Here is an 18,807-nt window from a genome sequence, read left to right as displayed (position 1 = left end):
GCCCGGGTAGCTCCGCTACGACGGGCCTTCGCCCGGCACGCCGATAGCACGCACCGAACGACGCGACGGGGCAAACCTTGCCGGACACGGCACTAGCGCCGCAGGCCGATCAACTCCGGTGCGCGAAAAGGTTGATCGGCACTCCAGGACAAGGCTGCCGACCAATTCCGGCCCTCGCTTCACTCGTCCCAACGAACCGCCCCGACACCGGAACGGCGGTTCACCCCCGACCGCACCCCCACGGGCGGTGGGACGAGCAGTGAGGTGGTGACAGAGCATGACCAACCACGAGGTCGAGGTGCTGGCGATCGGTGCCGGGCCCTCCAACCTTGCGCTGGCCGTGGCGATCGAGGAGTCCGGCTCGGCCGGGCTGGCCGCCGGCACCCTGATCCTGGAGCAGTACCCGGACGTGAAGTGGCAGCGCAACCTGCTGCTGCCGTTCGCCCGCAGCCAGGTCTCCTTCCTCAAGGACCTGGTCACCCTCCGCAACCCGCAGAGCCGCTTCTCCTTCCTGAGCTTCCTCCACCAGCAGGGCCGGCTGGACGAGTTCGTCAACCTCGGCACCTTCAACCCCTACCGGCGCGAACTCTCCGACTACCTCCAGTGGGTGGCGGACTCGCTGGACCATGTCCGGCTGCGGCACAACGCCGCGGCGACCTCGGTGGCGCCGCAGTTCGCCGACGACGGCACGGTGGCCGGCTGGCGGGTCACCCTCGCCGACGGTGACACCGTGGACGCCCGCGATCTGGTGGTCGGCACCGGCCGCGACGCCCACGTGCCCGAGGTCTTCGCCGCTCTCCCGGCCGACCGGGTGATCCACAGTTCCCAGTACGCCACCCGGATAGCCCGCCACCCGGTGGACCGGCCGGCCCGGGTGGTGGTGATAGGCGCCGCGCAGAGCGCCGCCGAGATGTTCGTCGCGGTCCACGACGACCTGCCGCTGTCCACTCCGACCCTGGTCCACCGCTCCATCGGCCTGATGAACTACCAGACCAGCAAGTTCGTCAACGAGCTCTTCTTCCCGTCCTTCGTCGACGAGTTCCACGAGACCGCCCCGGAGGCCCGGGGCCAGATCCTGGACGAACTGCGGCTCACCAACTACGCGGGCCTGGCCGCGCCCTTCCTCGACGACACCTACGCGATGCTCTACCGCCAGAAGCTGGACGGCACCCCGCGCTCGGCCGTCCGCCCGATGACCGAGGTGGTGGCCGCCCGCGAGGAGGACGGCGAGGTGGTGCTGGAGCTGCGCGACCGCCGCACCGGCAAGGTCGAACCGCTCCGCTGCGACCTGGTGCTGCTCGGCACCGGCTACGACCAGCGGATGCCCGCGATGGTCCGTCAGCTGGCCGGACGGCTCGGCATCGAGGAGGTCGAGGTGAACCGCCGCTACCGGGTCGAGCTCGGCGGCGGCGCCGGACGCGCGGGCCTCTACCTCCAGGGCTTCAACGAGGCCACCCACGGGATCTCCGACTCGCTGCTCAGCGTGCTCGCCCAGCGCTCCCACGAGATCACCACCGACCTGCTCGACCGCCGCAGCGTCGCCGCCACGATCGGAGGCACCCACTGATGGAGATCCGCAGACTCGACCGGGCCAACCTGACCCCGGCCTACGGCATCGAGGGGGAGCGGCTCAAGCCCTGGGCCCCGCTCAACTCCCCCTTCGAGGGCGCCTGGTGCGTGGTGCGGGCGGGCGGCGAGTCCGATCCGCACAGCCACCACGAGTACGAGATCTTCATCGCGCTCAGCGGTGACGCCGCCCTGGTGGTGGACGGCGCCGAGCGCGAGTTCAAGCAGGGCGACATCGTCCACCTGCCGCCGGGCTCCACCCACCAGGTGGTCAACCGCTCGGCGGCGGACTTCGAGTACTACGGCATCTGGTGGGACGCGCCGATGGCGGCCGACTTCCTGGCCCGCCACCTCGGGGCGGAGGCGGCGCCGTGACCGCCGGCCTGATCGCGGTGGTCTCACCCGCGCCGACCGCCAACGGCGACCTCCACCTCGGCCACCTGGCCGGCCCCTTCCTGGCCGCCGACGTCTTCACCCGCCACCAGCGGGCCACCGGACGCGAGGCCGTGCTCGGCACCGGCGCCCAGGACACCTCCACCTTCGTGGTCACCACCGCCCGCCGCCTCGGCACCGCGCCCGAGCACCTGGTGGCCGACTCCACCGCCCGGATCGAGTCCACCCTGGCCGCGCTCGGCATCGCGGTGGACGGCTTCAGCCGGGACGAGGAGCGCTTCACCAAGCTGGTGCTGGACTTCCACGGCCGCCTGCACGCCGCCGGGAAGCTGGAGTTGAAGCCGGTGCGCTTCCCCTACCGGCCGAGCACCGGCGAGTACCTGGTGGACGGCTTCGTCCGGGGCGGCTGCCCGGTCTGCCTCACCGAGGGCTGCGCCGGGCTCTGCGAGAGCTGCGGCCACCCGCTGGCGGCCGGCGACCTGATCGACCCGCGCTCCACCGAGGACCCGGACGAGGCCCTGGAGCTGCGCGAACTCCCGGTGCTGGTACTGCCGTTGGAGCGGTACCGCGAGCGGCTGCGGGAGTACTTCGAGAGCACCGGCGCCGCACTGCGCCCGCACATGGTGCAGGCCCTCCGGGAGATGCTGGCCGCCCCGCTGCCGGACTTCCCGGTCACCTACCCCGGTGCCTGGGGCATCCCCGCCCCGTTCCCCGAGGTGCCCGGGCAGGTGATCAACCCCAACGCGGAGACCATGGCCTGGTCGATGTACACCACCGCGCTCGGCGCCGAGCGGCGCGGCGAAGTGCTGCAGGCCGACGACCAGTTGTGGTGGCCGGAGGCCCGGACGGAGGTGGTCTACTTCCTCGGCTTCGACAACACCTTCCCGTTCGCCGTCGCGGGCGTGGCCATGCTGATGGCACTGGACGGCCGGTACGCGCTGCCCACGCGGTTCGTCACCAACGAGTTCTACGAGCTGGACCACCAGAAGTTCTCCACCAGCCGGGGCCACCTGGTCTGGGGGCAGGAGCTGGCCGACCGGCTCCCCCGGGACGTGGCCCGCTACCACCTGGCCGCCACCAGCCCCGAGTACCAGCGCACCAACTTCGGCTGGGAGCAGCTGGCCGCCGTCACCGGTGCCCGGCTGGTCGCGCCGTGGAACCGGATCGCCGGGAAGGACGCCGGGTTCGCCGGGCGTACCCTGCCGGTCCCGGCCGCCTCCCGGGCCGCCGCCGACCGGATCACCGCCCGGTTCGCCGCCGCCTACGGACCGGCCGGTTTCAGCCTCGAACGGGCGGCCGCCACGCTGGCCGAGCAGCTCGGACGGCTGGACCGCTGGGAGGTGACGGAGCGGCAGGCGGGCGCCTTCGCCCACCAGCTGCGCACGGTGCTGCGCTGCGCCGCGCCGATCCTGGTGGACCTGGCGGCCTGGGCGGTGGAGTCCGGGGCGCTGGACACCCTGGCCGTGGGCGGCCCGGACACCACCACCGAGCTGACGGTGCGTCCGCTGCCGCTCATCCCCGTCGGGACGCCGGACCCGGACGGAGGGGACTGAGGTGGCCGCCGAGAGGCGCCGGGTGCTGGTGGTCGGCGCGGGGGTGACCGGCCTGCTCACGGCCGTGCGCTGCGCGCTGGCCGGCCATCAGGTCACCGTGCTGGACCGGGGCGCCATCCCCAACCCCGGCTCCACCTCCTTCGACCAGCACCGGGCCGTCCGCGCGCTGGACCCGGCCGACCCGGCCGCCTCCCGGCGCACGGCCGTCGCCCACCGGCGCTGGCTGGCGCTGGAGGCGATGCTCGGCACCCGGTTCTACCGCCGGGTGGGCATGGTGACGGCCTGGCCGGCCGGGGAGGCCGAGCGGGTGGCGGCGGTGGCGGCCGAGGCCGGACTGCCGGTCAGCCTGGTGGAGCCCGCGCTGCTGCCGCACGTCCGCTTCCCCGAGGGGACGGTGGGCGTGCGGGAGCACCACGGCGGGGTGCTGCTGGCCGACCACGCGCTCCAGGCGGTGGTCCGCTGGCTGGCCGCCCGCCCGGGTGTCACCCTGCTTCCCTGGCAGGAGGTCAAGGCCGTCGACCCGGAGACCGGCGAGGTGCACCTGCCCGACGCCCGCACCCTGACCGGTGACCTGACCCTGATCGCCACCGGCCCGTGGTCCAAGGACCTGGTGGACCTGCCGATGCTGCTGCACCGTCAGACCCTGGTCTACCTCAAGCCGCCCGAGGAGCTGACGGCGGCCTGGGAGCGGACCCCGGGGGTCGGCCGGATCGGCAGCGAGGGCCTGGCCTGGCTGCTGCCGCCCGGTGACGGGACGCTGCTCAAGGTCAGCTCGGCCGCCGTCTGCCGGGAGGCCGAGCTGGCCACCGACGGCACCCCGGAGGAGGAACTCCGGTGGGCCGAGCAGGTGTTGGCCGAGCCGATCCTCACCGACCCGGACCGCTACCAGGTGCTGGCGGTCAAGCGCTGCCACTACCTGGTGGACGCCGGCACCGGCGCCGCCCACCTGGTCCGGATCGGCCCCGGCACCTGGGCCAGGACGGCCAGCGGCGGCGACGGCTTCCGCACCGCCCCGCTGGTCGCCGACCGGATCGTGGCGGCGCTGGAGGACCCCGGACCCTACCCGGAGTTGCCTGACCCTGAGAGCCCTTCCCCGCAGTCGCACGGAGAGGAGAAGCCATGAGCGGTGACCAGGACCGCGTGCTGCTGGTGATCGGCAGCGGCCTGCGGTACTACCGCGAGTACCTGATCGAGTCCGCCGCCCGCCGGGCCGCCGAACTCGGCCTGAAACTGGTGCTGGTGAACAACCTGCGCCCGACCTGGCAGAGCCCGTACTTCGACGAGATCACCGTGGTCAACGTCTTCGACCACGAGCAACTCAAGGCCGCCGCGCGGGAGATCGCCGGACGGCGGACGGTGGCGGGCATCGTCTGCTACGACGAACCGCTGGTGATGCCCACCGCCGAACTGGCCGCCGAGTTCGGCCTGCCCGGCCTCGGCCTGGCCGGTGTGGTCGGCTGCCGGGACAAGCACACCACCCGCACCCTGCTGACCGCCGCCGGACTCCCGCAGCCCGGCTTCGAGTTGGTGGACACCCCGGAGGCGGCCCGGGCGGCCGCGGCCGCCATCGGCTACCCCGTGGTGGTCAAGCCGCGCGCGCTCGGCGCCTCGATGGGTGTCGTACTGGCCGAGGACGAGGGCCGGCTGGACCAGGCGTACCTGGTCGCCGCCAACGCCGGGATGGTCGGCGACGAGCCGTACCGGGGCGGGGCGATGGTCGAGGGCTACGCCGGCGGGCCGGAGATCAGCGTGGACGGGGTGGTGCAGCGCGGCGAGTACCGCGCGGTGCACGTGGCCCGCAAGCGGACCGGGCTGCACCCGTACTTCGAGGAGCTCGGCCACCTGGTGGACGCGGACGACCCGCTGCTCCAGGACCAGGTACTGCTGGACGTGCTGGCCAAGACCCACCAGGTGCTGGGGGTGGAGGACGGCATGACCCACGCTGAGCTCAAGCTCACCCCGTACGGCCCGGTGGTGATCGAGGTCAACGGCCGGCTCGGCGGGGACCTGATCCCCTACCTGGGCCGGCTGGCCACCGGGATCGACCCGGGCGAGCTGCTGGTGGAGACCGCCCTCGGGCTGCGCTCCGACCTGACCCCGCGTCACCGGGGCGTGGCGGGCATCCGGTTCGGCTACCCGGGCGAGGACTGCGTGGTGCGGGAGGTGCGGGTGCCCGAGGGACTGCCCGGGCTCGAGGCGGCCGCGCCGATGGTCTCGCCGGGCACCGAGCTGCGGCTGCCGCCGGGTGGGTACCTGGCCCGGCACTCCTTCGTGGTCTGCACGGCGGAGAGCCGCGAGGAGTGCGACGAGCGCCTGGACGCCGCGCTGGCGGCGGTGGAGCTGGACGCCGAGCCGCTGGCCCGCAAGGGGATCGACGCGGTGCTGGAGATGCCGGCCGGGCTGCTGGACACCGACGCGGTGGAGGCACAGGCATGAGGATCGACTACGACGGGCGGCAGTTCCGGAAGCTCGAGTCCGCGGACGGGGTGGTGGCCCGCTACCACCAGCAGGACGACCTGGTCTGGGCCGACTTCGCCGGCGGCCCGGTCCGCCGGGGCAACGTGGCCGGGGTCTGCGGGCCGGACGGCGTCCTGGAGCTGGCCTACACGATGGTGCTGGACGACGGCGAGGTGATCGCCGGACGCACCGTCAACACCCCCTACACCGGCCCGGGAGGGGACCTGCTCATCCGGGAGGAGTGGGAGCGCTACGGCCCGCACGCGCAGAGCGGCACCTCGTTCCTGACGGAAGTGACCGAGGGGGACGGTGAGGGACGTGGCTGACTGGGAGGGTCTGCGGGCCCAGGTCGACGGGCTGGTCCGGCTGCCCGGGGAGGAGGGCTTCGAGGAGCGCAGCTCCGCCTTCAACCGCCGCTACGCCGGGGTCGTCCCGGCCGGGGTGCTCTCGGTCGGCAGCGTCGCCGACGTGGCCCGCGGCATCGCCTGGGCCCGCGCCGAGGGGCTGCCGCTGGTGGCCCGGGGCGGCGGCCACGGCTACTCAGGCCAGGGCACCACCACCGGTCTGGTGCTCGACCTCCAGGGGCTGGACACCATCCGGGTGGACCGGGAGCGGGAGCTGGTCACCGTCGGCGGGGGAGTGCGCTCCGGTGCGCTCTACGCCGAACTGGAGCGCCACGACCTGGCGGTACCGCTCGGCAACTCCGACCAGGTCGGCATCGGCGGCCTCACCCTGGGCGGCGGCGTGGCCGCCGTCTCCCGGGCCTTCGGGCTCACCTGCGACTCCCTGGTGGAGACCGAACTGGTGCTGGCCGACGGGTCCTTGGTGCGGTGCAACGAGACCGAGCACCCCGATCTGTTCTGGGCCTGCAAGGGCGGTGGCGGCGGCACCTTCGGCGTCAACACCTCCTTCACCTTTCAGGCCCGCCCCACCGTGCCCAGCTCCACCTGCCTGCTGCTCTGGCCGTTGGCGGACGCCCCCGTGGTGCTGACGGTGATGCAGCGGATCATGGCCGCCGCGCCGGACGAGTTCGCCGCCCGGATCGGGGTCAACCGGGCCGGGGCGGACGGCGGTTCGGTCTCGGTGATCGGCCAGCACCTGGGCCCGGCGAGCGAGCTGCGCGAGCTGCTCGCACCGGTGCTGGCCGCCGCCCGGCCGGAGCGGGTGCTGGTGGAGGACATGGGCTACTGGGAGGCCAAGGACTTCCTGCACCACGAGACCTCCGGCGACCCGTTCGCGGTCCGCACCAGGACGGTGACCGAACCGATCGGCCCGGCCGCCGTCGACACGGTGCTGACGGCACTGCAGAAGTGGCCCGGCAGCGGGAACCCGGACGGCGCCGGCGTGGCCCTGTTCACCTGGGGCGGGGCGATCAACCGGGTGCCGGTCACCGAGACCGCCTTCCCGCACCGGGACGTGCTCTTCCTGGTCTCCATGGACACCTCCTGGAGCGACGACGACCCGGACGAACTCCGGCAGGCCAACCTCGACTGGCTCTCCGACCTGCACGCCGCGATGGGCGAGCACGCCCGGGACGCCTCCTACCTCAACTTCGCCGACCCCGATCTGACCCCGGATCAGGCCCTCGCCGCCTACCACGGCCCCAACCTCACCCGCCTCCAGGAGATCAAGCGCCGCTACGACCCGGACCGGGTCTTCGCCCACCCCCAGGCAGTCTGACCAGCAGAGGAGCGCCCGCCATGGCACCCGATCTGCGCGGCGTGATGCGTGACTTCGCCACCGGGGTCTGCGTCGCGACCACCTACGCCGACCGCGACGGCACCCGCCGCCACGACGCGGTGACGCTCAACTCGCTGACCTCGGTCTCGCTCGACCCGCCGCTGGTCTCGCTCTCCCTGCACCGCGAGTCCCGCTTCCTCGGCGATCTGCTCCAGACCAAGAAGTGGGCGGTGGCGATCCTCGACGGCGAGGCCGAACCGCTGGCCCGCAGCCTGGCCAGGGGCCGGACCGAGCGGGAGGCGGTGGTGGCCCGTCTCTCCGCCAGCCCGGGGAGCGAGACCGGTGCCCTGGTGCTGGACGCGATGGCCGGACTGGAGTGCGTCCTGCGGGACAGCTTCGAGATCGGCGACCACACGATGGTGATCGGCGAGGTGGTGGCCACCGCCGGTGGCGGCCACCGCCCGCCCCTGCTCTTCCTGCACGGCGGCTTCCGGCAGCTGCCGCCCGCCTCCCCCTCCGCCGCGAAGGAGTCCTGAGATGCCCCACCCCACCCCCATCGCCGCCCCGGCCCCCGCTGCCGTGGCCCGGCCGGCCACCCCAGCCCCGGCCGGCCCCGCTCCGGTCCCCGCCGCCGTCCCCAACACCGCGGCCGAAATCCTGGCGGCGGCCCAGGAGTTGGCCCCCTGGCTGCGCGAGCGCGGCGAGCAGATCGAGCGGGCCCGCCGCCTCCCGCCCGAGGTGGTCGAGGCGGTCCGCGCCACCGGCGCCTTCCGGATGGGCTTCGCCCGCTCCTGGGGCGGCCCCGAACTCAGCTCGATCGAGCAGACCGAGGTGGTCGAGGCCCTCGCCTACGGCGATCCCTCGGCCGGCTGGGCCGCCATGATCGGCATGGACTCCGGCCTCTACGCGGCCTTCCTGGACGAGCCGGTGGCCAAGGAGATGTTCCCCCGCCTCGACATGACCACCGCCGGGCTGCTCTTCCCCACCGGCCGGGCCGAGCGGGTCCCGGGAGGCTACCGCCTCAGCGGGCGCTGGCAGTTCGGCAGCGGCATCACCCACGCGGACTGGGTGATCTCCGGCGCCTTCGTCTTCGAGGACGGCGCCCCGTACCCGGCCGAGGGCCCGCAGGACTCCGTCCTGCTGATGGTGCCCGCCGCCCAGGTCGAGGTGATCGACACCTGGCACACCACCGGCCTGGCGGGCAGCGGCAGTTGCGACTACGCCATCAAGGAGGTGTTCGTCCCCGAGGGCCGCACCCTCACCTTCGACACCGTCCGGGGCGCCGCCGGCCCGCTGGCCCAGCCCGAGGTGCACATGCGCAACATGCCCGGTGTCCCGCTCGGCACCGCCCGCGCCGCCCTCGACTGGGTCCGCGCCCAGGTGGCCGCCAAGTCCGGCCCCGGCGGCGCCGGTTGGGCCGACAACTGGCGGGCCCAGGTCACCCTCGCCGAGTGCGAGGCCGACTTCCACGCCACCCGCCAGGGCGTCTACGGCGCGCTGCGCCGCCAGTGGGAGGTGCTCTCCGTCCCCGGCGGCACCCTGGACGACCTCACCCCCGAGGAGCGCGCCGCCCTGCCACTCTCCCGGCTGCACGCCTTCCGCACCGCCCGCTCCATCCTGATGCGGCTCTACGACCTGATGCAGACCGCCTCCGTCTACCGGCCCAACCCGCTCGACCGTTGGCTGCGCGACACCATGACGATGTGCCAGCACGTGGTGGCGCAGGACAAGATCCTGCAGTCCGCCGGTGCCCACCTCCTCGGCGGCCGGCCCGGGTTCCCGCTCAGCCTCGGCATCACCAGCTGAACACGCCTTCCCCCACACCCCTGAGAGGACCCGCCGCCATGACCGAGCTGCTCACCCCCGCCGTCGTCCCGGCCGTCACCGCCGCCGTCACCGCCCCCGCCGCGCGGACGCCGCGCCGGGCCAGACTGCGCCACTTCCTGATGTGCCGTCCGGACTTCTTCGACGTCACCTACTCGATCAACCCCTGGATGAACCCGGCCAAGCCCACCTCCAACTCCCTGGCCGTGACCCAGTGGGAGGTGCTGCACAACCTGCTGGTCGCGCTCGGCCACCACGTGCAGACCATCGACCCCGACCCGGCCCTGCCCGACATGGTCTTCGCCGCCAACGGCGCCACCGTGGTCGACGACAAGGTGCTGGTGGCCCGCTTCCGCCACCCCGAGCGGGACGGCGAATCCGCCCACTACGTCGAGTGGTTCCGCTCCCAGGGCTTCGCCGAGGTGCTCCAGGCCGAGCACCACAACGAGGGTGAGGGCGACTACCTCACCACCGGCCGCGCCATCCTGGCCGGCAACGGCTTCCGCTCCGACCCGCGCTCGCAGGCCGAGGCCGCGGAGCTGTTCGGCCGCCCGGTGGTCGGCCTCCAGCTGGTCGACCCGCGCTTCTACCACCTGGACACGGCGCTGGCCGTGCTCGACCAGGACGAAGTGATGTACTACCCGGCCGCGTTCAGCCAGGAGAGCCGGGCCGTGCTTCGCGCGCTCTTCCCGGACGCGGTGATCGCCACCGAGGCCGACGCGGTGGTCTTCGGCCTCAACGCCGTCTCCGACGGCCTCAACGTGATCCTCCCCGAGGCCGCCACCGGCCTGGCCGCCCAGCTGCGCGAGCGCGGCTTCCGCACCCACGGGGTGGACCTCACCGAGCTGTTGAAGGCCGGCGGCAGCGCCAAGTGCTGCACCCTCGAACTCCGCCACTGACCCGTTCCCGCAGTTCCGCGTTCCCGAAGGAGAAACCCGATGACCGCGCAGCAGCCCTGGATCATCGTCGGCTACGTCAACGTCCTCCCGGTGGTGAAGGAGTTCGCCCCCGGCTCGGTGATCGTCATCGACGAACCGGACGTGATCCGCAACCGCGACCTCAAGTCCGCCCTGGACGGGGCCGTGATGCTCCGCGAGCTGATCGGCTGGGAGTACCAACTGCCGGGCGCGGCGGATGAGTTCTTCAACACCCACCCCGACCTGGACCCGGCGCTGATCGCCCCGCTGCTGGAGTACGCGACCCCGTTCGCGGCCCGGCTGGCCGAGCGCTACGGCCTGCCCGGCGCCGGGGCCGGCGCCGCCCAGGTGATGCGGGACAAGGCCCTGCTGCGCAAGGTCACCCGGGCCGCCGGGGTCGCCAACCCGGCCTCCCGGGAGGTCGGTTCGGTCGAGGAGGTGGGGGAGTTCGCCGCCGCCCACCCCGGCTCGGTGGTGGTCAAACCGGCCAACCGCCAGGCCTCGGTGGGCACCCGGGTCCTGCACACGCTGGACGGACTGGAGACGGTCTGGGCCGACTGCCTGGCCCAGGACGAGGGCTACCTGGTGCCCGACCGCGAGCGCGAGCTGCGGATGCTGGTCGAACAGTACGTCCGGGGCGAGGAGTTCAGCGTCGAACTGCTGGTCCGCGAGGGCGAGGTGCTGTTCTCCAACGTCACCGGCAAGCTGCTCTACCCCGGCGACCGCCCGATCGAGCTCGGCCACTCCGTCCCCGCGGCGGGCCTCTCCGACGCCCTGGGCGAGCTGCTGGTCGCCGAGACCGGGAGGGTGCTGCGGGCCGTCGGCTTCGGCAGCGGCATGGTGCACTGCGAGTGGATCGTCAGCGAGGGCGTCCCGTACCTGGTCGAGTGCGCGGGCCGGTTCCCCGGCGACGGCATCCCGATGCTGATCGAGGAGGCGTACCGGATCAACCTGGCCAAGGAGTTCTACACCGTCATGCAGGGCGGACGCCCCGACCCGCTGCCCCGGCGGGCGGCCGGCGGCGCGGCGGTCCGCTTCGTCCAGGCCGAACCGGGCGAGGTGGTCTCCGTCACCGGCCTCGACGAGGCCCGCGCCCTGCCCGGCGTGCTCTCCCTCTCCCTCCACCTGGAGCCCGGCCAGACGGTCCGTCAGCTCCGCAGCTCCTGGGACCGGGCCGGCTCGGTGATGACCAGCGGCGCCACCCCCGAAGAGGCCCTCGCCACCGCCGAGGCCGTCACCACCGCCATCACCGTCCGGACCACCCGCTGAAACGGCGGACGCCGGTGCCCGCCCTCCGGGAGGAGGAACGGGCACCGGCGTCCGGTCGTGCGGCAGGAGGTCAGAAGAGGTCCTGGATGGAGCGGTCGCCCACGACCACCGCCACCACCGAGACCGGCTCCTCCTCGTACTCCCAGCTGCCCGGGTCGGCCAGCACGGCGGGGACCTCGTCCACCGGCACGTCCTGACCGTCCGTCAGCCAGTGCGGCCAGGCACCGCCGCGCCGCAGCCGGACGTAGCCCTCACGGGTCCAGTCCGTGATCAGCGCGGTGAAGAGCGGGATGTAGGAGTTGCGCTCCTCGTCCTCCTCGGTCTCCGCCCGGTCGGCCAGCACCGACCAGAGCTCGGTGCCCTCTCGGGCGTTGACGAGCAGGCACTCCTCGTCCCGGGTCAGGTCGCGCATCGGCTGTTCCTCTCGGTCACTTGCCCTCCAGGGCCGGGTTGCCCGCGAGCGGGATCCGGATCGGCTTGTTCTTGCCGATCTGGAACTTCACGTACGGGCCGCGGTGGGTGATGTCGTTCATGGTGTACGACCCGTCCGCCTTCTTGCTGTTGTCACCGGCCTCGAAGACGGCGCGTCCACCCGGGATGTTGATCCCGAAGCCACCGCCGGTGGCCGAGGGCGCGGGCAGCCGGGGCTTGCCCTCCAGCAGCTTCTCCACCTCGGACGCGGTGGCGCCGCGCAGCGACTCCGGGTCGTCCAGGGTGCGGGCGAGCTTCTTGGCGGACTTCGCCGCGTCGCCCGCCTTCTCCGCCGCCTCCAGGGCGTCGTCCAGGCGCTTGAGCTGCTTGGGGAACTTGGCGACGTCGCCGAACAGCGGCAGGAAGCCGGCGATGCCCAGCGCCACGCCCGGTGCGTCGCCCTCGTCGGCCGAGCGCTTGAGGTCGTACGCGTCGCAGCCGCCGCCGAGGATCGGCACCCAGCCGCAGAGCATCAGCATCAGTTCCTTGACCACCGCCTTGTTGTTGCGCGGCGGCAGGCTCCCGTTGAGGCAGCCGTAGGGCATCGAACCGGTGCACTGGCTCATGCTCGGCGGCGCGGGCTTGCCGCCTCCGCCTCCGCCGCCACCGCTGGAGGTGCAGTAGTTCATCCCCATCGCGTAGTGGCAGGTGGTGGTGGACTTGCCGCTGTTGCTGGTGCTCGCCTGCTTGGCCTTTCCGGTGCCGCCGCTGCCTCCCTTGAAGTGGAAGAAGGTGTTGACGATGTGCACCACCGCGACGATCACCCGGACGATCGCGATGACCGTGGCGACCACCTTGAAGATGTTCGCGAACAGGCTGCCGAGCGAGAACCGGCCGTCCGGGTCGGAGTCCGTGACGGGGCTGTTCTTCGCGTAGGCGTACGCGTTGATCTGCTGCGGGTCGAAGAGCGAGACCACCGGGTCGACCGAGACGAAGCGCCCGTTGGCCGCGTCGTACTCGCGCGCCCCGAGGTGGGTCAGCCCCGTGGTCGGGTCGACGGTGCCGCCGACGAAGCCCTGCTGGCCCGGCCAGGCGGACGGCTGGGCGCCGCGGGCGCCGCCGAACGGCGTGCTGTTGCGGCGGGTGACGGCCAGCGAGCCGGCGTCCACCGACTCCTGGTCGGTGCCCTGGTGGTCGGACAGCAGGTAGCTGACCGCGCCGGTGGAGGTACGGGCGACGGTGCCCGCGCCGGCCTCGACGTAGCGGGTGCCGGTGACCTTGGCGGTGGCCTTGGTCAGGGTCAGCTCCTCGCCCGCGACGTAGGCGGTGGTGGCCGCCGGGTCGCGGCGCAGCAGGCGGTTGCCGTCCGCGTCGTAGAGGAAGGTGGTGGACTTGCCCGCGACGGTGGACTTGGCCAGGTGGCCCTCGGCGTCCCACTCCAGCGCCTGGTCACCGGTGGGGGTGACCCGGCGGGTGGTGTTGCCGCCCGCGTTGTACTCGAAGGAGTCGGTGCGCGGGCTGGGCCCGGTCACCGTCACCGAGGAGAGCGCGTGCGGACGGGCGCCGCCGGCCGCGGGGTAGGTGGAGGCCCGGGTGACGTCCTTGCCGGCGGTGCCGGCCGGGTCGTGCTGAACCTCCGTCAGACGGTTGCCCACGCTGTCGAAGGTGTAGGAGTGCCAGTACGGGTCCACCCCGCCGACCTTCGGCCGGGTGGCGCCGTTCGGCTTCTGGGCGCAGTCGTCGGTCGCGGTCCAGGCCTCGGACATCCGCTGGGCGAAGTCGTAGGCGAAGCACTGGGTGTCGACCACCACCTTGTCGTCCCGCTCGTTGCGGATGCGGGTGATGCTGCCGGCCTGGTCGTAGGAGTAGGTCTTGCTGTCCAGGGTCTGCGGGCCGGTCGACTCGCGGTCGTTGACCACGGTGGACAGCCGGCGGGTGGCGTTCTCGTAGCCGAAGGTCTGCACCGTCCGGCCACCGATGTCGCCCAGCACCGTCTGCAGGGTCTCGCCGAACGGCGAGTACGAGTTGCCCAGCGAGTAGACCACCTCGCCGTTGTCCACCGAGGAGGTGAGGCCGAACGGCGTGTAGGCGGTGTTCACCGTCTCGGCGGGCAGCCCGCCGCCGGCGGGGTAACTCGTCGAGGTGGCCAGGTCGGTGACGGGGGAGTAGGTGTAGCCGGTGGCGTAGGTGCCGGCCAGCGCGCCCTCGGCGGCCGGCAGCGTCACGCTGCTGCCGGTCGGCTTGCCGGTGGCCGAGTAGCCCTGGACCGAGGAGACGTAGGCGTTGCCGTTCTCCCAGCGGGTGCTGGAGGCGGGCAGGCCCTTGCCGCCGGGAGCGGTGTCGTAGGCCCACTCGGACAGCTTGGCGCCGGTCACCGTGCCGGAGCGCACGCTGGTCTTCCGGCCCAGCTCGTCGTAGGTGTACGCCAGCGTCCGGTTGTTCCCGTCGGTGACGGTGGCCACCGTGGAGTCGGTGTTGTACGAGGTCACCGTGGTGCCCTTGTCCGGGTCCACCACCGTGGTCTGCCGGCCGCGCTGGTCGTACCGGTAGGTCCAGCTGTTGCCTGCGGCGTCACGCATCGAGGCGAGCTTGCCGAGGACGTCGTAGGTGTAGCTCGTCGCCTCGTACTTGTCGGCCGTGGCGGTCGGGTTGGGGATGCCGTCCTTGTACTGGCGCAGCTCGGTGGTGCGGTCCCTGGCGTCCAGGAAGGCCACCGTCGCGGTGCCGCCGTTCGGCGGGGTGATCGCGATCCAGTTGCCGCCGTAGGCGGTGCTGGTGCGCCACTGCTCCACGTTGAGCGAGTTGAGGATCTGCGCGGTGGGGCGGCCGAGGCCGTCGAACTGGGTCACGGTCTGGGCCGGGACGAGGTTGTCGGCGACGGCCAGCACCGCGGCCGAGGGGGCCGCGTTGTTCCAGTACGGCTCGCTGGTCTTGTAGACCCGGCCGTGGCTGTCGTGGAAGGTGTCGCTGACGGTGCGTCCGCCGCCGTGCGCCTCCTCCTGGGTCTGCCGCGGCCGCAGCAGGCCGTCGCTGAGCGCGATGGAGGTGCGGTACGTGCCGTTCTCCAGCAGCGACTTGGTGGTCACCGCGGTGGGCGCGGTGCGGGAGACGGCGTAGGAGTAGGTGCTGCTGGCCGGGAGGTTGACCGCCCGGCCGGGCTTCCAGACCGAGGTGAGGCGGCCCAGCGCGTCGTAGGCCGTGGCGGTGGTGCGGCCGTTGGCCTCCGCCACGGTGGTGACCAGGCCGCGCAGGCCGTCGGTCGTGGTGGTGGAGACGAAGCCCTTCGGGTTGGTGATGACCAGCTTGGCCGGCTGCACCCCGGTGGCCGGGGTGAAGGCGGTGGCGGTCAGCGCGTTGTTGGCGTCCCGGGCCTCGACGGTGCGGCCGTAGACGTCGTACACCGAGGTGCCCAGCGTCGCGTACACCGGCGTGGTGGCGTCGAAGTGGTCCAGCGCCTCCAGCTTGGTCGAGTTGCCCTGGCCCGGCTTCGGCGCGGTGCCGACGGCCTGGCCGTCGTAGGAGGTCCTGGTCTCGGTGACGGTGTTGCCCGGGCCCGCGGGGGTGCCGCAGACGGCCGAGCTGGTGGTCACCACCGACGGGTAGGAGAGCAGCCAGTTGACGGTGTCCGGCGTGGTGTACGAGGTGCGCGAGCAGGTCTCGTCGCCGGTCTTCGCCAGATCGCCCTCGTCCGAGACGGTGACGCCCTGGCCGTAGGAGTCGAAGGTCCGGCTCACCTTGGTGGTGCGCGAACTGCCGTCCGCCAGCGCGGTCCTGACGGACTCGCTCTCGCTGCGGACCATCCAGGCGGTGATCGGCGGGATGCCGCTCACGGCCCGGGAGGCGGTGGACTTCGACCACGGGGTGGTGGTGCTGACGGTCAGCGGGCTGCCGCCGTCCCGGTCGTAGACCGTGGTCTCGCGGGCCATCCCGGCCAGCTCGTCGCGGTCGGCGAGGCCGCCCACGGTGACGCTGCGGGTGGTGCCGTCGGCGAGCTTGTCGCCGTCCATGCCGCGGAAGTAGACCGCCTCGCTCAGGGTGCGGTCCGCGGTGCCGGTGCGGGTGCGCACGGTCTGGTAGCCGCGGTAGTCGTTCCAGGTGCGGTGCTTGTCCTCGGTGAACTCCGAGGTGTCCTTGCGCCAGCCGGCGCCGCCCAGGTACTCGTACTCGGTGACCTTGGCGGTGGCGCCGGCCACCAGGTCGTTCTCGGTGACCTTGGTGACCAGGTACTTGTGGAACCAGTCCTTGACCGGCTCGGAGCCGCCCTCCGGGGTCCACCAGACCGGGAAGCACCGGCTGGTGTTCCGGTCCGCCACCGGGGGGTTGGCGTAGGTGCACTCGGTCGGGCTGTAGCTGATCAGGGTGTCGGAACCGGTCTCGGAGCTGATCCGGGTGATCCGGTACTTGTTCAGCGGCGGCCGGCCCTCGGCGCCGTCCACCCGGTTGGCCATCAGGGTGCCGCCGAAGTCGACCTTGGGGAGGGTCACCGCGGTGGCGCCGGCCTTGCCGGTGCGGGTGATCGAGGAGAGCCAGAGCGCGGGGCCGCCCGCGTCGCCGACGCCGGGGAACTGCTGGGTCAGCGCCCAGGAGTCGACGTCCTTGTAGGTGGTCAGGTCCGACTGCAGCGCCTGGGTGGTGACGCTGCTCAGCCGCTTGCGGGAGAAGAAGGACGGCGAGGCGTTCAGGCAGTCGGCGCCGACGGTGCAGACCTGGTCCACCGGGGTGTCGGGCCAGTTGGCCGCGTTGGCCTTGGTGAACGAGCAGTCGGTGGCCAGGCAGCGGTCGGCGACGCCGAACACGACCTTGCCGGCCGGCTTGTTCTGCAGCACCTGTCCGGCCCGGTGGCCGTACTCGATCCGGTCCAGGTACCCGCCGCGGACGTAGCCGCCGTCCGCCTTGGGGATGGTCTGGGCGGCGGCGGAGTTCTTCGCGTAGGCGTTGGTCTCCTTGGTGTAGAAGTACGCCATCGCGTTGCCGTGCGGGTCCACCACGTAGTCCAGCTGCCAGCGCCAGGCCTGGTCGGCCGCGGAGTCCTTGAAGGCGGCGCTGTAACCCGGCTCGCCCGGGTGGTTGCCGTAGACCGGCACGGTGTAGGCGGAGTTGGTCTCGGCCTTGCCCGTGGTCCAGCCCGGCAGGCGGTTCTTGCCGAAGAAGAACTGGGCGCCGTCCGGGGTGGTCAGCTTCCAGTACTCGTTGTCGGCGTCGCCGTTCGCGGTGTCGGTGCCGTTGCCGTTGAGGCGCTCGATCCGGGAGCCGTCGTCGCTGGAGAGCTTCCAGACGCCGGTGGCGTCGTCCTTCACCAGGACCGAGGCCTTGCCGTTGAGCGAGATGGTCGCGTTCTCGGACTTCCAGCACAGGTCGCCGGACTTGCCGGAGTTGTTGGCGCCGGTGCCCTTGTCCTTCTCGCAGCCCAGGTAGTTGCGCTCGATGAAGCCCGGATCGAAGTCCCAGCCGTCCCCGACCCAGGAGGCCTGGTTGTTGGAGGAGGCGGTGCGGCCGTCGATGCTCTGCGAGGAGTACGCCAGGCCCACCGAGGGGAGCTGGCCGCCCGGGACGGGCGGCATCTCCATCGGGTACGACCAGTTGAAGCCGCCGGTGCTGCTGCCGGCCGACCAGGAGCCGGAGGGCGAGAGCGAGGTGGCCTTGTAGTCACCGGACTCACCGGACGGGGCGGCGGTCGCGGCGTAGACCGCGGCGGCCCCGCCGACCGACTGGATCCGGGTCGACCCCGGGGCCGCCGCCGGCGTGGCGGTGGTGTCCAGCTCGGCGGTGAGCTTCCCGGTCACGGCGTCGTTGCGGCTGGGCACCGGGGTGACGGTGCGGCACTCGCCGCGCTCGGGGGTGGTCAGGGCGCAGACCGGAAGCTGGACGAACGTCAGGCGCGAGGCCCAGTCGCCGCCGTGGGCCTTCCGGAAGCCCGAGTAGTCCAGCTCGACCGCGGCCTTGCCGGGGGCGCTGCCGCCGTCGGCCCGGGCCACGCCCAGCAGGACGCCGTCCAGGCCGAGCCGCTCCGCGGCACCGTGCTCGGCGACGTGCACCGAGACCTCGGCGGGGGAGTCCGGGCCGGTCGCGGCCAGGGTCACCGGGAGCCCGGCGGCCTTGACCTTCTCACCCGCGCGGCCCGGCAGCCGGACCTCCGCGGAGGCGGCCGGCCATTCGGCCTTCGGCGCCTGCTGCCAGGCCCGGATGTCCGTCTCCGAACTGCCGGGGCCCCGGGCGGGCACCTTGACGCCGTCGATCGAGGCGGTGTGCTGGACCTGGCGCAGCTTGAACCCGGCCTTCGCCCGCTGGGCGGCCCACGCCTCGGGCACCGGCCCGACCAGGGTCGAGACCAGGGCGGCGGCGACCGCGGTGGCGACGGTGGCGCCGGCCCGCTGCCAGCCGAGCCGTCCCGGTGGTCTCCTCCGTTCGGGTCGGGGCTGAACGCGGCTGAACTGGGGCATGTCTGACTCCGTGTCGCTTGCTGATCCGCCTTCAGAACGGGCGGCGGTCGCGAAGCTAACAAGGCGTGAGAGGTAAAGACCAGGTGAAGTGTTCATGAGAGCAACATGAGAGGCCGTCACATAAACATTAAGTGACGATCGATTTTGGCGAAGAGTCAGAAACCCCCTCGCGGCCTGGGTGCCGACGGCCCGCGGCCGGGTGGCAAATCGGGCATCAGTCGCCAAAATGATCTCTGACGGGCCCTCAGTATTTCGGGACAATCACGGTTCGGGCACGAGATGGATTTGATCTTCGTT

13 protein-coding genes are annotated in these 18,807 nt (G+C 72.5%); 11 read left to right on the top strand and 2 right to left on the bottom strand.

Annotated elements, in window-relative coordinates; translation table 11 throughout:
* The first annotated feature begins 277 nt into the window (after nt 1-277).
* Genes ACZ6ZR_RS29185 through ACZ6ZR_RS29135 form a run of 11 tightly spaced genes read left to right on the top strand, consistent with a single transcriptional unit; the run spans nt 278 to nt 11,659 of the window.
* Nucleotides 278-1,567, top strand: a complete 1,290-nt coding sequence (locus ACZ6ZR_RS29185) for a SidA/IucD/PvdA family monooxygenase (RefSeq protein ID WP_465647313.1) — start codon at nt 278-280, stop codon at nt 1,565-1,567.
* Nucleotides 1,567-1,941, top strand: a complete 375-nt coding sequence (locus tag ACZ6ZR_RS29180) for a cupin domain-containing protein (RefSeq protein ID WP_465647311.1) — start codon at nt 1,567-1,569, stop codon at nt 1,939-1,941. The genes ACZ6ZR_RS29185 and ACZ6ZR_RS29180 overlap by 1 nt, the downstream gene beginning before the upstream one ends.
* Nucleotides 1,938-3,512 carry a class I tRNA ligase family protein gene (locus ACZ6ZR_RS29175; protein ID WP_465647309.1) on the top strand — a complete coding sequence of 525 codons (1,575 nt, stop codon included), beginning with the start codon at nt 1,938-1,940 and terminating at the stop codon, nt 3,510-3,512. Before ACZ6ZR_RS29180 ends, ACZ6ZR_RS29175 begins: the two co-directional genes overlap by 4 nt.
* Nucleotide 3,513: 1 nt before the next feature.
* The gene (locus ACZ6ZR_RS29170; RefSeq protein ID WP_465647307.1) at nt 3,514-4,635 is read left to right on the top strand and encodes an NAD(P)/FAD-dependent oxidoreductase; all 1,122 of its coding nucleotides are present in this window, start codon (nt 3,514-3,516) and stop codon (nt 4,633-4,635) included.
* The gene (locus ACZ6ZR_RS29165) at nt 4,632-5,948 is read left to right on the top strand and encodes an ATP-grasp domain-containing protein (protein ID WP_465647305.1); all 1,317 of its coding nucleotides are present in this window, start codon (nt 4,632-4,634) and stop codon (nt 5,946-5,948) included. The genes ACZ6ZR_RS29170 and ACZ6ZR_RS29165 overlap by 4 nt, the downstream gene beginning before the upstream one ends.
* On the top strand, nt 5,945-6,295 hold the full coding sequence (locus ACZ6ZR_RS29160; protein WP_465647303.1) for an avidin-fold protein: 351 nt from the start codon (nt 5,945-5,947) through the stop codon (nt 6,293-6,295). The genes ACZ6ZR_RS29165 and ACZ6ZR_RS29160 overlap by 4 nt, the downstream gene beginning before the upstream one ends.
* Nucleotides 6,288-7,649, top strand: a complete 1,362-nt coding sequence (locus ACZ6ZR_RS29155) for an FAD-binding oxidoreductase (protein ID WP_465647301.1) — start codon at nt 6,288-6,290, stop codon at nt 7,647-7,649. Before ACZ6ZR_RS29160 ends, ACZ6ZR_RS29155 begins: the two co-directional genes overlap by 8 nt.
* A 20-nt stretch (nt 7,650-7,669) precedes the next feature.
* The gene (locus ACZ6ZR_RS29150) at nt 7,670-8,185 is read left to right on the top strand and encodes a flavin reductase family protein (RefSeq protein WP_465647300.1); all 516 of its coding nucleotides are present in this window, start codon (nt 7,670-7,672) and stop codon (nt 8,183-8,185) included.
* 1 nt (nt 8,186) lies between these two features.
* Nucleotides 8,187-9,455: an acyl-CoA dehydrogenase family protein gene (locus ACZ6ZR_RS29145; RefSeq protein WP_465647298.1), complete on the top strand. Its 1,269-nt coding sequence runs from the start codon at nt 8,187-8,189 to the stop codon at nt 9,453-9,455.
* Nucleotides 9,456-9,493: 38 nt separating this feature from the next.
* Entirely contained in the window at nt 9,494-10,372 is an 879-nt protein-coding gene (gene ddaH, locus ACZ6ZR_RS29140) for a dimethylargininase (protein WP_465647296.1), read from the top strand.
* 39 nt (nt 10,373-10,411) lie between these two features.
* Complete coding sequence (locus tag ACZ6ZR_RS29135) at nt 10,412-11,659, top strand: ATP-grasp domain-containing protein (protein WP_465647294.1); 1,248 nt, start codon at nt 10,412-10,414, stop codon at nt 11,657-11,659.
* Nucleotides 11,660-11,729: 70 nt separating this feature from the next.
* Here ACZ6ZR_RS29135 and ACZ6ZR_RS29130 read toward each other — a convergent pair whose 3' ends face one another.
* Both ACZ6ZR_RS29130 and ACZ6ZR_RS29125 read right to left on the bottom strand, forming a co-directional pair.
* Complete coding sequence (locus ACZ6ZR_RS29130; protein WP_465647292.1) at nt 11,730-12,071, bottom strand: hypothetical protein; 342 nt, start codon at nt 12,069-12,071, stop codon at nt 11,730-11,732.
* A gap of 16 nt (nt 12,072-12,087) precedes the next feature.
* Complete coding sequence (locus tag ACZ6ZR_RS29125) at nt 12,088-18,510, bottom strand: RHS repeat-associated core domain-containing protein (RefSeq protein ID WP_465647290.1); 6,423 nt, start codon at nt 18,508-18,510, stop codon at nt 12,088-12,090.
* Nucleotides 18,511-18,807: the final 297 nt, after the last annotated feature.

This window comes from Kitasatospora sp. NPDC088742 (genome assembly GCF_055584905.1).
Note: the sequence above shows the minus strand (reverse complement) of the source record. Positions and strands in the feature narration are given on the sequence as shown.

What these genes read in the sequence shown, in the direction of transcription:
- ACZ6ZR_RS29130 (WP_465647292.1), bottom strand. Translation starts at nt 12,071, where the DNA reads ATGCGCGACCTGACCCGGGACGAGGAGTGCCTGCTCGTCAACGCCCGA.
- ACZ6ZR_RS29125 (WP_465647290.1), bottom strand. Translation starts at nt 18,510, where the DNA reads ATGCCCCAGTTCAGCCGCGTTCAGCCCCGACCCGAACGGAGGAGACCA.
- ACZ6ZR_RS29145 (WP_465647298.1), top strand. Translation starts at nt 8,187, where the DNA reads ATGCCCCACCCCACCCCCATCGCCGCCCCGGCCCCCGCTGCCGTGGCC.
- ACZ6ZR_RS29150 (WP_465647300.1), top strand. Translation starts at nt 7,670, where the DNA reads ATGGCACCCGATCTGCGCGGCGTGATGCGTGACTTCGCCACCGGGGTC.
- ACZ6ZR_RS29185 (WP_465647313.1), top strand. Translation starts at nt 278, where the DNA reads ATGACCAACCACGAGGTCGAGGTGCTGGCGATCGGTGCCGGGCCCTCC.
- ddaH (WP_465647296.1), top strand. Translation starts at nt 9,494, where the DNA reads ATGACCGAGCTGCTCACCCCCGCCGTCGTCCCGGCCGTCACCGCCGCC.
- ACZ6ZR_RS29165 (WP_465647305.1), top strand. Translation starts at nt 4,632, where the DNA reads ATGAGCGGTGACCAGGACCGCGTGCTGCTGGTGATCGGCAGCGGCCTG.
- ACZ6ZR_RS29160 (WP_465647303.1), top strand. Translation starts at nt 5,945, where the DNA reads ATGAGGATCGACTACGACGGGCGGCAGTTCCGGAAGCTCGAGTCCGCG.
- ACZ6ZR_RS29180 (WP_465647311.1), top strand. Translation starts at nt 1,567, where the DNA reads ATGGAGATCCGCAGACTCGACCGGGCCAACCTGACCCCGGCCTACGGC.
- ACZ6ZR_RS29135 (WP_465647294.1), top strand. Translation starts at nt 10,412, where the DNA reads ATGACCGCGCAGCAGCCCTGGATCATCGTCGGCTACGTCAACGTCCTC.